The 11,949-nt window shown below is 65.4% G+C and carries 11 protein-coding genes and 1 pseudogene; 5 read left to right on the top strand and 7 right to left on the bottom strand.

The window, feature by feature from the left end; genetic code table 11:
* Positions 1-37 precede the first annotated feature (37 nt).
* Positions 38-709: a GntR family transcriptional regulator gene (locus JWS14_RS16775; RefSeq protein WP_206013842.1), complete on the top strand. Its 672-nt coding sequence runs from the start codon at positions 38-40 to the stop codon at positions 707-709.
* A 108-nt stretch (positions 710-817) separates the two neighbouring features.
* On the top strand, positions 818-1,426 hold the full coding sequence (locus tag JWS14_RS16770; protein WP_206013841.1) for a 5-formyltetrahydrofolate cyclo-ligase: 609 nt from the start codon (positions 818-820) through the stop codon (positions 1,424-1,426).
* A gap of 109 nt (positions 1,427-1,535) precedes the next feature.
* On the opposite strand, the gene JWS14_RS16765 is transcribed toward JWS14_RS16770, so the two are convergent.
* Both JWS14_RS16765 and purU read right to left on the bottom strand, forming a co-directional pair.
* Positions 1,536-1,709 carry a hypothetical protein gene (locus JWS14_RS16765; protein ID WP_206013840.1) on the bottom strand — a complete coding sequence of 58 codons (174 nt, stop codon included), beginning with the start codon at positions 1,707-1,709 and terminating at the stop codon, positions 1,536-1,538.
* A 22-nt stretch (positions 1,710-1,731) separates the two neighbouring features.
* Positions 1,732-2,580, bottom strand: a complete 849-nt coding sequence (gene purU, locus JWS14_RS16760; protein ID WP_072951706.1) for a formyltetrahydrofolate deformylase — start codon at positions 2,578-2,580, stop codon at positions 1,732-1,734.
* Positions 2,581-2,793: 213 nt separating this feature from the next.
* On the opposite strand from purU, the gene JWS14_RS16755 reads away from it, so the two are divergent.
* Positions 2,794-3,468 (top strand): GntR family transcriptional regulator, encoded by a 675-nt coding sequence (locus tag JWS14_RS16755; protein WP_072951708.1) that lies wholly within the window; start codon positions 2,794-2,796, stop codon positions 3,466-3,468.
* Between the two features lie 84 nt (positions 3,469-3,552).
* Here the strand turns inward: JWS14_RS16755 and JWS14_RS16750 are convergent, their stop codons facing one another.
* The 3 genes from JWS14_RS16750 to JWS14_RS16740 all read right to left on the bottom strand — a co-directional run bounded on the left by JWS14_RS16750 (position 3,553) and on the right by JWS14_RS16740 (position 7,612).
* Entirely contained in the window at positions 3,553-4,443 is an 891-nt protein-coding gene (locus JWS14_RS16750; protein WP_072951709.1) for a bifunctional 5,10-methylenetetrahydrofolate dehydrogenase/5,10-methenyltetrahydrofolate cyclohydrolase, read from the bottom strand.
* Complete coding sequence (locus tag JWS14_RS16745; protein WP_072951710.1) at positions 4,440-5,060, bottom strand: cyclodeaminase/cyclohydrolase family protein; 621 nt, start codon at positions 5,058-5,060, stop codon at positions 4,440-4,442. The genes JWS14_RS16750 and JWS14_RS16745 overlap by 4 nt, the downstream gene beginning before the upstream one ends.
* Before the next feature lie 89 nt (positions 5,061-5,149).
* On the bottom strand, positions 5,150-7,612 hold the full coding sequence (locus JWS14_RS16740; RefSeq protein ID WP_206013839.1) for a GcvT family protein: 2,463 nt from the start codon (positions 7,610-7,612) through the stop codon (positions 5,150-5,152).
* Between the two features lie 207 nt (positions 7,613-7,819).
* On the opposite strand from JWS14_RS16740, the pseudogene JWS14_RS16735 reads away from it, so the two are divergent.
* A pseudogene (locus JWS14_RS16735) lies at positions 7,820-7,933 on the top strand (RidA family protein); the annotation flags it as partial.
* Positions 7,934-7,956: 23 nt separating this feature from the next.
* On the opposite strand, the gene JWS14_RS16730 reads toward JWS14_RS16735, so the two are convergent.
* Positions 7,957-8,286 carry a WhiB family transcriptional regulator gene (locus JWS14_RS16730; protein WP_072951661.1) on the bottom strand — a complete coding sequence of 110 codons (330 nt, stop codon included), beginning with the start codon at positions 8,284-8,286 and terminating at the stop codon, positions 7,957-7,959.
* 359 nt (positions 8,287-8,645) lie between these two features.
* Between JWS14_RS16730 and JWS14_RS16725 the strand changes: the two genes are divergently transcribed.
* Positions 8,646-9,872, top strand: a complete 1,227-nt coding sequence (locus JWS14_RS16725) for a fatty acid desaturase family protein (protein WP_206013838.1) — start codon at positions 8,646-8,648, stop codon at positions 9,870-9,872.
* 94 nt (positions 9,873-9,966) lie between these two features.
* On the opposite strand, the gene JWS14_RS16720 is transcribed toward JWS14_RS16725, so the two are convergent.
* Entirely contained in the window at positions 9,967-11,475 is a 1,509-nt protein-coding gene (locus tag JWS14_RS16720; RefSeq protein WP_072951665.1) for a BCCT family transporter, read from the bottom strand.
* Positions 11,476-11,949 lie beyond the last annotated feature (474 nt).

Here is an 11,949-nt window from a genome sequence, read left to right as displayed (position 1 = left end):
CACAGTCAAGGCTCGACCGACATTCCCGGAGACGAATATGAGCATGGCGCAATCGGCGGTAATCGAGATCGCATCTGCGGGCGGCACCAACGCTGAACGCGCGTACGAGATCATCCGCGAACGCCTGGTCATGCTCGATATCCGGCCGGGTGAGCCGATCAACGACGACCGCCTCGCCGAGGAACTCGGTTTCGGCCGCACCCCGGTGCGCGAGGCCCTCAAGCGCCTCGAACGCGAACGCCTCGTCGTCGCCTACCCGCGCCGCGGCACCTTCGCCACCGCCGTCGACATGACCGACCTCGCCGACATCTCCGAGATCCGCAAACGACTCGAACCGACCGCCGCGGCCCGCGCCGCGCGCTCCGCGACCCAGGACGCCCGGGCCCGGCTGGCCGCGCTCGCCGCCGACATCGCCGAGATCGCCGACACCGAGGACCCCCGCGAGGTGCTGCGCAAGGACGTGCACGTGCACCGCGAGATCTACCGGGCCTCGGGCAACCCGCACCTCGAGGACATCCTCGTCAGCCTCGACGCCCACGCCACCCGCATCTGGTGCCTGTTCCTCGACCGACTCCCCGACGTCGCCAGCCACGTCCGCGAGCACATCACTCTTCTGCGGGCGATCGTCGACGGCGACGAGGACACCGCCACGTCGTTGACGCTCGGGCACGTCAGCGGTTTCGAAGCGGCTATCCGAAACCTGCTGTAGGCGCTCCGCGCCCGTGCGCCTTTCTGGTTGTTCCCGCTACCAGAAAGGCGCACGGGCGGCGAAGCCGTAGCCGAGGCCGATCATTTACTACGACTGGTGGAATTCGACATGACTTTTCACGACATCGATTGCAAGGACGCATGGAGGCGACGAGTTCTCCACGTGCGTAAGCAACAGACCATCGACGACAGGGACCGCGCGAGCTGGCGCATCGCCGACCATATCGGGAAGGTGGCGCGGCCGGGACAGGCTGTGGCCGCCTATGTTCCGATGGACAGCGAACCAGGGTCCGTTGCGATGCTGGATGCGCTGGTGGACGCGGGGGTTCAGGTGCTGCTTCCCTTCACCGTCGTGAACAGCCCGCTGTCGTGGGCCCTGTACACCGGACCGGCCGACCTGAGCCCTGCTGCGTTCGGGCTGCGTGAACCAACCGGTCCGGATCTCGGGCCCGGAGGGTTGGCCCGCGCGGATGCGATCATCGTGCCGGCGCTTGCGGTCGACTGTCGGGGAGTCCGATTGGGGCGAGGGGCCGGCTACTACGACCGCAGCCTGGCGATGGTCGACGGCGACGTCCCGTTGATCGCAGTGGTCAATGACGCCGAGCTGGTCGATGCGCTTCCGGACGAGCCGCACGACATCCGGATGACCCATGCCCTCACTCCGTCGGGTGGGTTGCAGGCGCTCGTACCCGCGGAATTCGTCGGGTCCCGCACGTAGGCAGCACACGAGGCGACTTCCGACGCTGCAGGCCGCCGCACATCAGCGGCGGCCTGCAGTCATTTCTGGTTCCGTCGTGAACCGCCGAGTCGAAGTCCGGCAGGCGTTTTCAACGGACTTCCGGCAGACAGGCCAGAATGGTCCAGCTGGCCGGTGGATACGACGCGGCAATCTGCTTGTCCGGGGCGAGGATCCGAAGTATGCCGCCGTCGAGTACGTGAGCGGTGAAACCGGTCGAGTACTCGTCGGTTCTCGGGCCGTGCTGTACTGACAATCGTCTCATCGTGGAATCTTTCGGTAGCTCGTCAGCTGAAGATGACGGTCCTGTGCCCGTGCAGAAGGACGCGGTTCTCGCAGTGCCAGCGCACGGCGCGGGACAATGCCAGTGCTTCGGCATCCTGGCCGACGGTGGCCAGACGTGCGGGGTCGTGGCTGTGATCGATGCGGATGACTTCCTGCTCGATGATGGGACCTTCGTCCAGGTCCGGTGTGACGTAGTGGGCGGTGGCGCCGACCTGCTTGACGCCCCGGTCGAAGGCCTGGTGGTAGGGCTTGGCGCCCTTGAAACCGGGCAGGAAGGAATGATGAATGTTGATCGCGCGGCCGTGGAGCTTGCGGCATGCGTCGTTCGACAGCACCTGCATGTACCGCGCGAGGACGACCAGGTCTGCGTCGTACTCGTCCACGAGGTCGAGGAGCTGCGCCTCGGCCTGCGGCTTCGTCGCGGCCGTCACGGGAATGTGGATGAAAGGCAGGCCGGCCGCTTCGGCCATGGGACGAAGGACCTCGTGGTTGGAGACGACAGCGACCAGCTCTGCTCCGAGATTGCCGGCGCGCCACCGGAAGATGAGGTCGTTGAGGCAATGCCCCATCTTCGAGACCATCACGACAACACGCGGCACGCTGCACCCGTTGAAGCTGAACGTCATGCCGAACTTGTCGGCGACACTGCGAAACTCGCTCGTCAGTCGATCGATGTCGAGATTGCCGGAGGAGACGAACGACGTGCGGAGGAAGAAGGCGTCGTTCTGCGTGTCGTCGAACTGCTGGTGCTCGGCGATGTCGCAGTTCTGCTCGAACAGAAAGGAACTGACGGCGTGGACGATTCCGGGGCGCTGAGCGCTGCTGAGCGTCAAGGTGAAGGTTTCGGTCATGTGCGTCTCCTCGGGGCTGGACGCTGCCGGGCAGCATCGGTGTTCGGGGGATATCGGTTCGGTGCTGTCGCCGCCCCACCTTCCGTTGCCGGCGACGTCAGCATCACATGCGCTCTTCTGGAGTCCCAGTCCTACTAGACTGATATATCAGATTGGTACTAGTATTTCAGGTGTAGAAGAACGGGTCAAGAGTTGGAGAAGGGAAACGCTAGGATGACGCTCATGAGGCTGGAGGCGGTATCAGCGGAGCACGGCGTGACTTCTCTCGCGGACCGCGCCTACACGGCGATCCAGGACAAGCTGATCATGCTCGACATCCGCCCCAACGACGCGATCGTCGAAGGTGACCTCGCCGAACAGCTCGGTGTCGGGCGGACCCCGGTCCGAGAAGCTCTCAAGCGACTCGAAGCGGAACGCCTCGTGGTGTCATTTCCTCGTCGTGGAACCTTCGCGACCGGCGTCGACGTCGCCGACCTCGGCCACATCTCCGAGATCCGAGCCCACCTCGAGCCCGTGGCGGCACGCCGAGCGGCGGAAGGGGCCTCGCCGACTCTTCGCCAGTTGCTCCTCGACATGGCCGACAAGACAGACGAGCTCGACGTTCTCGGAATCGAGCGGCACGAACTGATGCGGTGGGATCTCACCGTGCACCGGACCATATATCGGGCCTCACGCAACCCACACCTCGAAGATGTCCTCGTCCGGTACGACAATCTCGCGACTCGGATCTTCTGCCTCTTTCTCGAACGGCTGCCGTCGGTTCCCCAGCACGTCGGAGAGCACGGAGAACTGTTGCGCGCGATTGCCGGCGGGCAGGCGGACCTCGCTGCGGATATCGCACGCCGGCATGTCACCGGGTTCGAGCAGGCAGTACGCACCATCATCTAGTACCCGGGCCGCGGCGCGGCACCGACAGGATGGTGGGTAATCGGGCGAACCCTCCCCGGAAAGACCGATTACCCACCAAGACTTTCAGCGGCTGCTCTGCAGCCCGACGAGGCTCGCGGCTCGCCTCACGGCGCTCTGGGTCGACGCCGCATCGACGGTGTGATTGAGCAACAGCGCCGTCGTCACCGGTCCCACCCCACCAGGAACCGGGGTCAGCGCACCGGCGCGCCCGTCCACCGAGTCTGCGTCGACGTCGCCGAGGAGTAGCCCGTCGTCGGTGGCAGTCGTACCGACGTCGATCACCACCGCACCATCGCTGATGTGCTCCGCCGTGATCAGTCTCGGAATCCCCACCGCAACGACGACGATATCGGCAGAACGGGTGCCCGCCACCAGATCGGCGGTGTGCCGGTGGCACACGGTCACCGTCGCGTCACGCTGCACGAGCAGATGCGCAACGGGGGTCCCGACGACCGTCGACCGTCCCACCACGGTGGCGGTCTTGCCGCGCAGATCGATTCCGTGGTGGTCGAGCAACGCGAGCACTGCCTGTGCAGTGGCGGGCGCGAAGGCCGGCAGGTGCGCGATCAGCCGACCGAGGCTGACCGGGTTCGTGCCGTCGATGTCCTTGCCGGGATTGATCGCTTCCCGCAGAAGGTCGAGATCGGTGCCGTCCGGTAGCGGGGTCTGCAGGATGATGCCGTGCACATCCGGGTCGTGGCCGAGTTCGACGAGGACGGCGTGAATCTCTTCGGTCGTCGCCTCCGGCCCGAAATCGACGATGTCGCACTCGATTCCGGTGCGTCGGGCGGCGCCGGCGATGGATCGGACGTACCAGGCGGTGGACTCGTCGGCGGTGGCCAGCACGACCGCCAGCTTGGGCCGGATCCCGATCTCGGTGAGCGCGGCCGCCGCGACCGACGCATCGTTGCGGATTGCGGCTGCCAGATCGGAGCCACCCAGAATTCTGGTCATGAGTTCAGTTGCTTTCTCACTTGGGCAGTCACTGCGTCGGCACGGTCGGCGAGTGCGTCGACGCCGGCGGCGCTGTCGATGAGCGATTGTCGGATGGCCGGGTCGGTGATGCCCGGCAGGTTGATCTCGACGTTGACCCGTGCGGTCGTGGCCGCGGCCCGGGCCGCCTCCGTCGCGGCCGCGACGTCACTGACGACATTGCGGTTTGCGACGGGACCGAGTTCTTCGGCGAGCGTGACCACCGCCGCTGCTGCATCGATCACCTCGACGGGAACCCGAGCCGCGTTCACCAGGGCACCTTCGATCGCTGCGGAACGCGCGGCGTTCTCTTCGTCTGTGCCCTTGGGAAGTTTGTAAGCATCGATCACGGACGTGAAGGCGGCCATGTCGTCCTCGGCGAACTGCAACGCCTTGCCCCGCAGCGCATCCGCGCTGGTGCACACCCGCTCGACCAGAGCGGAGTGCTCCGCGTACCGGTCTCCGGTCGTATATCGGGCGACCATTGCCACCAGGGCCGCGGCCTGCCCGACGTGCAGCGCGGCAGTTGCGCCGCCACCCGGCGCGGGAACCCGTGCGGCGAGTGAGTCCAGAAATGAACTGATGGTTTCCTGTTGCATCAGCGTGGTCTTCCTCTTCTGTGGGCGGGCGCTGCAATGACCGAACAGGGTGCCGGCCCACTCGCGGAGCGGGCCGGCACCGGTGTGGTTTATGCTCGGATTTTTTTCATTTCGGGGTCGACGAGGGGTTCGGCGACGATGGTGGCGGGGATGCGGGTGCCGAAGTAGTCGATCTCGACGGTGGTGCCGGTGCCGGCGGTGGCGGGTAGCCAGGCGTAGGCGATGGGGGCGCCGACGGTGTGGCCGTAGGCGGCGCTGGTGACGTAGCCGGCGGGTTGGCCGTCGAGGTAGACGGGTTCGTGGCCCAGCACCACGGAGGTGCGGTCGTCGATCATCAGGCAGGCGAGGCGCCGCGTGACGGTGTCGTCGGACACACCGTCGAGTGCGTCGCGGCCGACGAAGTCGCCCTTCTGGGGGCGGACGGCGAACCCGAGTCCGGCCTCGTAGGGGTTGTGTTCGGTGGTCATGTCGGTGCCCCAGGAGCGGTAGCCCTTTTCCATCCGGAGGCTGTTGAACGCGGCCCGGCCGGCGGCGATGATCTCGTACTGCTGTCCCTCCGCCCAGAGCACGTCCCAGAGGCGTTGGCCGTTGTCGGCGGTGGTGTAGAGCTCCCAGCCGAGTTCGCCGACGTAGGACAGGCGCATCGCGGTGACGGGGATGCCGCCGATCCGGACCTGCTTGGAGCGGAAGTATTTGAAGTTGTCGTTGGAGAAGTCGTCGCGGCTGATGGCCTGGACCAGGTCGCGGGCGCGGGGCCCCCACAGGCCGATGCAGCAGGTGCCGCCGGTGATGTCGCGGATCTGGACGGTGCCGTCGGTGGGGGCGTGGCGGCGCAGGTAGTCGAGGTCGAGGTTGCTGTTGGCGCCGATCTGGAAGACGGTGTCGGCCAGGCGGGCGACGGTGAGGTCGCTGCGGATGCCGCCGGCGGTGTCGAGGGCGAGGGTGTAGGTGACCGCGCCGACGGTTTTGTCCATCTTGCCGGTGGTCAGCGGTTCGAGCAGGGCCAGGGCGCCGGGCCCGGAGACCTCGAGCCGTTTGAGGGGGGTCATGTCGTACATCGCGACCGAGGTGCGGGTTTTCCAGGCCTCGGCGGCGGCGATGGGGGAGTGGAACATCGCGGCCCACGGTTCGCGGGCCGGCGGCTGCCACTGGGCAGGAAGCTGCTGGACCAGGTGCGCGTTGGCCTCGTACCAGTGCGGGCGTTCCCAGCCGGCGCCCTCGAGGAAGACGGCGCCGAGTTCGCTCTGGCGGGCGTGGAACGGGCTGACCCGGATGTCACGGGGGGATTGTTTCGGTTGCAGGGGGTGCATGACGTCGTAGATTTCGACGAAGTTCTGTTGGGAGGTTTCGCTGACGTAGTCGGGGTCGAGTTGGATGTCCTCGAACCGGTGCACGTCGCAGCCGTGCAGTTCGACCTCGGAGCGGCCGTCGACGAGCAGTTGCGCGACGGCGCGGGCGACGCCGGCGGAGTGGGTGACCCACACGGCCTCGGCGATCCAGAATCCGGTGATGTCGGGGGATTCGCCGATCAGCGGGCCGCCGTCGGGGGTGAAGGAGAACACCCCGTTGAAGCCGTGCTCGATCTTCGCGGTCTCGAGGCAGGGCAGCAGCAGCTTGGACTGCTCCCACGACGGTGCGAAGTCCTCTTCGGTGAACGCCAGCATCGAGGGCATGGCGGAGTCGGAGATGTCGGCGCTGTCGGTCAACTCGCGGGTGTTCACCGGCATCGGGCGGTGCGCGTAGGTGCCGATGCCGAGGCGGTCGACGTGCTCGCGGAAGTAGAGGTCCTGGTCCTGGTGCCGCAGGATCGGGAAGCCGGCCTCGGCGAGGGTGGTGTTGCGGCCGACGAGTTCGGGGATCTGGTCGGTGGTGGCGTACTGGTGCGCCAAGGGGAGGAGGGGGACGTCCATGCCGACGAGTTCGCCGAGTTCGGGGCCCCAGAATCCGGCGCAGGAGACGACGATGTCGGCGGGGATGGTGCCGTGGTTGGTGGTGACGCCGGTGACCTTGCCGCCGTGGTGCTCGATGCCGATCACCTTCGTCGAACCCTGGAACACGGCACCGCGGGCCTCGGCGCGGCGGGCCAGGGCGACGACGACGCGGGCGGCCTTGGCGAGGCCGTCGGTTTCCACGTACAGGCCGCCGAGGACCCGCCTCTGGTCGAGGAGGGGGTGCAGTTTCGCGCACTCGGCCGGGTCGAGGACGCTGCCGTCGATGCCCCAGGAGGTGGCCCAGCCCTGCTTGCGGTGCAGGTCCGCCAACCGTTCCTCGGTGGTGGCGATCTCGAGGCCGCCGAGTTGGTTGAAGCACCACTGGCCGTCGACGTCGAGGCTCAGGAACTTCTCGACGGTGTAGCGGGCGAGTTCGGTCATCGTCTTCGAGGCGTTCGTCTGGAACACCAGCCCCGGCGCGTGGGAGGTGGAGCCGCCGGTCAGTGGCAGCGGCCCCTGGTCGAGGACGGTGATCTTGTCCCAGCCACGAGCGGTGAGCTCGTCGGCCAGGTTCGCACCGACGATGCCGGCTCCGATGATCACGACGCGCGGTGAACCCATGATGGTCCTTCCTGAAGTGGATGTGCGATCGCCTGCACTCCGCGGATCGTCCGTATTGCACACTGCGCCTTGGTCGTACACGCGACAAGTGCGAGCGGGAACGGATGATCGGCAAGCGGGAAGAGCGGTGTCGACAACTGATATATCAAGCACTGTAGTGTGTGTCACGTAGCGGGTCAACCCTCGCTCGATGACCTGCTATACACGTTGCTCACGGAGATCTTCGGCGCCGCCGGGGTGCATGCCCGTTCGGCGGTCGGGGTTGCCGTGCTCCCGATCGATGCGCCGGTCGAGGTGGAGATCGTCGTCGAGGTCGACTGAGGGGCGAAGCCGGTCGGAGCCCGTCAATCCTGCTGGTAGCGCTGCAGTAGTTGCAGACTCCGACGTCGTATTTCTCGCCCGATGGAGGCGCTCTTGCGGCGGTCGGACTCCGACATCCCGCCCCATACCCCGTGTGATTCCTTCGATGCCAGTGCGTGATCTCTGCACAGGTCGATCACCGGGCAGGTGGCGCAAATGTCCTTGGCTGCGCGTTCGCGTTCGATGCGGCGGGGTTTGCTTTCGCCGTCCGGAGGGAAGAAGACGTCCATGCCCTCGGATCGGCATCGTGCTCGTAGGCGCCAGTCCACTCCATCCGGCTGTGCCACGACTGCCGTGAAGTTCTGCAGCGACATTTCGACTCCATAGTTGTACGCGTAGTGGATGGTGTCGGCCGACTGGGCTCAGGCTGATCTGTACCCGCGACGGGAGGGCGCGGGTTGGCCTCGTGTGCGGCGGGCGGCGGCGCCAGGCCTGCATCGTCCGGAGTGGACCACACGAATCGGCATCAAAGCTGTTCCTTTGCAGTGTATCTCACACTCCGATGCTCTTCGGGTGCTGTGGCCGGGTCGCGGGATTCGCGTCGTCGCCCCCTCGCGATCCCGGCTTCGGGTGTGTAAGGTAACACTTACCTACGGTACCGTAGGTTACGAATCGCGAAGAGCCGACGACGCGACATGCGTCGTTCGAGCATGCCAAGCCGGGAAGGGTTGCCATGGCGATTGCAGATGTCAAGGAATACGCACATCTCACCGAAGCCGATGTCGAGGCGCTCGGGCGCGAGTTGGATGCGATCCGCCGCGATATCGAAGAATCTCGCGGGGAGCGCGACGCGCGCTACGTGCGGAACACCATCAGGTTGCAGCGTTCGCTCGAGATCGGCGGCCGCGCAGTGCTGTTCGGGAGTCGCAGACGGCCGGCATGGCTGCTCGGGGCGGGCATGCTCGGTGTCTCGAAGATCATCGAGAACATGGAACTCGGCCACAACGTGATGCACGGGCAGTGGGACTGGATGAACGATCCGGAAATCCACTCCACGTCGTGGGAATGGGATATCCACGATCCATCCGCGCACTGGAAGCAGACGCACAACTATCTGCACCACAAGTACACCAACGTTCTCGGCATGGACGACGACGTGGGATACGGCCTGCTCCGGGTCACTCGCGACCAGCGGTGGCGGCCGTTCAATACCGGCAATCTCGTCTACAACACCCTGCTGACGCTGTTCTTCCAGTGGGGCGTCGCTGTGCAGCACCTCGAGCTCGGCAAGGTGGTCAAGCGGGGTGACCTCAGCCCGGAGACGAAACAGAAGGCCCGCGAGGTCGGCACGAAGATCGGCAAGCAGCTGGTCAAGGATTACGTGATCTACCCGGCCCTCACCGGCCCGGCATGGAAGAGCACGATCACGGCGAACTTCGCGGCGAACACCATCCGCAACGTGTGGGCGAACGCGATCATCTTCTGCGGGCACTTTCCGGACGGCGCCGAGAAGTTCACGAAGGCCGACATCGACAAGGAGACGCAGCCCGAGTGGTACCTGCGCCAGATGCTCGGTAGCGCCAACATCGAGGGCAGCAGGCTGATGGACTTCATGTCCGGCAACCTGAGCTACCAGATCGAGCACCACCTGTTCCCCGACCTGCCGAGCAATCGGTATGCGGAGATCGCGGTGCGGGTGCGGGCGCTGTGCGAGAAATACGACCTGCCGTACACGACCGGCCCGTTCCTGGTGCAGTACGCGAAGTCGTGGCGGACCATCGCCAAGCTGTCGTTGCCGAACAAGTACCTCGAGGCGACCGCGGATGACGCGCCGGAGACGGCGTCGGAGCGCAAGTTCGGTGGAAACACCACGGCAACAATCGATCCGGCCACCGGGCGTCGTCAGGGGCTGCAGACGGCGATCCTTCGGAAGCGGCGGCGCGGTTTCCTGAATCGATAGGACAAAGCCGCGTCGGCGCAGACGGGCCGCGGAAAACGGCGAGGTCCTGCTTCATATCCACCGGATAGGAAACAGGACCTCGCCGTCGCTCGGGCTACCGGCGGAAAGTGGGAATCCGCGGCGTCTTCTGCTTGTCCGCGACCAGGGGATCTCGGGTGATGTCGCGATACAGCGAGATACACATGCCGATCATCACGATCACGAATGGTGCTGCCACGATGATGGTCATGGTTTGGAGGCCGTTCAGTGCGTCCGTTCCTCCGGTCCACAGCATGAGCACCGCAACGCCTCCGGTGACCACACCCCAGAACGCGACAGTCCGGCGGGAAGGTTCCAACGTGCCGCGCTGGGACAGCGTCCCCATGACGATCGAAGCAGCGTCGGCGCCGGAGACGAAGAAGATCGCGACGAGAGCCATCACCAGAATCGACGATGCGCCCGCAAGCGGCAGGTGATCCAGCATGCCGAACAGCTGCGATTCCGGGGTTCCTCGGGAGAACAGGTCGGTGCCCTGACTCTGTTCGCCGATCGCTGCCCCGCCGAAGACGGCGAACCACACCAGGCTCACCGAGCTCGGAATGAGGATGACGCCGACGACGAACTGACGAATCGTCCGGCCCCTGCTGATCCGGGCCAGGAACATCCCGACGAAGGGGGTCCACGAAATCCACCACGCCCAGTAGAAGATGGTCCACGAGGAGAGCCATGTTTCGGTCGAGGCATCGCCGGATGCAGCCGAGCGTGCCGACATACTGGCAATTTCGGCGGCGTAGTCACCCAACGTGGTGGGCAGCAGATTCAAGATGAACACGGTGGGACCGGCGACGAAGACGAAGACGGCCAGAACAAGCGCGAGCACCATGTTGATGTTCGACAGCCATTGAATTCCGCGCGAGATACCGGAAACGGCGGAGGCCACGAACGCCAGGGTGAGTATGGCGACGATCGCGACGAGCAGAAGCGTCCCGGCCTGGCTCATCCAGCCGAGAACCTTGATTCCCGAACCGATTTGGAGTGCTCCCAGACCCAGTGACGCCGCGGTGCCGAACATGGTCGCGAAGATCGCGAGGATGTCGATTACCTTGCCGATCGGTCCCTCGGCGCGGCGGCCGATGAGGGGAATGAACGAGGAGCTGATGAGCTGCTTGCGCCCCATTCGATACGTGCCGTATGCGATCGACAGGCCGACCACTGCATACATCGACCATGGGTGCAGTCCCCAATGAAAAAGTGCGGTCGCCATCGCGGTGCCCACCGTGGAATCGCCGATTCCCGGTGGTGGCTGAACGAAATGGGTCAGAGGTTCGGTCACGCCCCAGAAGATCAGACCGATCCCCATGCCGGCGCTGAACATCATCGCAACCCAGCTGACCGTTCTGAACTCTGGTTTCTCCCCGTCCCCGCCGAGTGGAATTCGCCCGTACCGGCTCAGCGCCAGCCACACAGCGAACAGCACGAACCCGGTGGCGGAGACTATGAACAGCCAGCCCAGGTTGGTCACCACCCAGTCCAGGATCGACGACGTCGCGGTGGTCAGGCTCGCCGGCCACAGCAGTCCCCATGCCAGGATCGCCACCACGATGGCGGCCGTGACGCCGAACACCACCCGATCGGTACCGTGCGGGGTCGTGCCCTTCGATTCGTTGACGGCGAGGGGGTCGGTAACGTCGGGATCGGGTGGTTGATGAGGCCGCGTTTCGGTTTCCGCTTCGATTGGGTTTCCTTGTGTTGTCACATCAGTCTCCCTGCAGCGTGTCGCTGAGTAGGTGTGTGGACGGAGTGCGGAGTGCCAGTGCGGGAGATCATCCCGGTTGGCCTCTGTTGCTTAATACGCAACGAGGTGTTCCACGGGGAACAAGAGTGAGCGCAACTGTGATCTATGTCAAGTGCTGACGGTAGAATGCTCCAGCTCATATCCACAGTTTCGCCACCCGTGATCGACGTAGTCATGCAGGTGCCGGGCGGGTCGACCGGCTGGGTGTGAGTCGGCTATGTTGCGGCGGATATGGCTTTTGTGCAACAAGATTCGACGACGCCGAGTGCGGTTACCGCGTCGCCGCCGGGCGGGGCCGCCGCG

Origin of the sequence: Rhodococcus koreensis, assembly GCF_017068375.1 — a bacterium.
Classification (GTDB): domain Bacteria; phylum Actinomycetota; class Actinomycetes; order Mycobacteriales; family Mycobacteriaceae; genus Rhodococcus_F; species Rhodococcus_F koreensis.
This window is presented reverse-complemented; position numbering and strand designations above follow the sequence as displayed.

Coding starts and splice junctions, on each gene's coding strand:
- JWS14_RS16750 (WP_072951709.1), bottom strand. CDS start 4,443: ATGACCAGAATTCTGGGTGGCTCCGATCTGGCAGCCGCAATCCGCAAC.
- purU (WP_072951706.1), bottom strand. CDS start 2,580: ATGACCGAAACCTTCACCTTGACGCTCAGCAGCGCTCAGCGCCCCGGA.
- JWS14_RS16755 (WP_072951708.1), top strand. CDS start 2,794: ATGACGCTCATGAGGCTGGAGGCGGTATCAGCGGAGCACGGCGTGACT.
- JWS14_RS16765 (WP_206013840.1), bottom strand. CDS start 1,709: ATGAGACGATTGTCAGTACAGCACGGCCCGAGAACCGACGAGTACTCG.
- JWS14_RS16770 (WP_206013841.1), top strand. CDS start 818: ATGACTTTTCACGACATCGATTGCAAGGACGCATGGAGGCGACGAGTT.
- JWS14_RS16730 (WP_072951661.1), bottom strand. CDS start 8,286: ATGTCGCTGCAGAACTTCACGGCAGTCGTGGCACAGCCGGATGGAGTG.
- JWS14_RS16745 (WP_072951710.1), bottom strand. CDS start 5,060: ATGCAACAGGAAACCATCAGTTCATTTCTGGACTCACTCGCCGCACGG.
- JWS14_RS16740 (WP_206013839.1), bottom strand. CDS start 7,612: ATGGGTTCACCGCGCGTCGTGATCATCGGAGCCGGCATCGTCGGTGCG.
- JWS14_RS16775 (WP_206013842.1), top strand. CDS start 38: ATGAGCATGGCGCAATCGGCGGTAATCGAGATCGCATCTGCGGGCGGC.
- JWS14_RS16725 (WP_206013838.1), top strand. CDS start 8,646: ATGGCGATTGCAGATGTCAAGGAATACGCACATCTCACCGAAGCCGAT.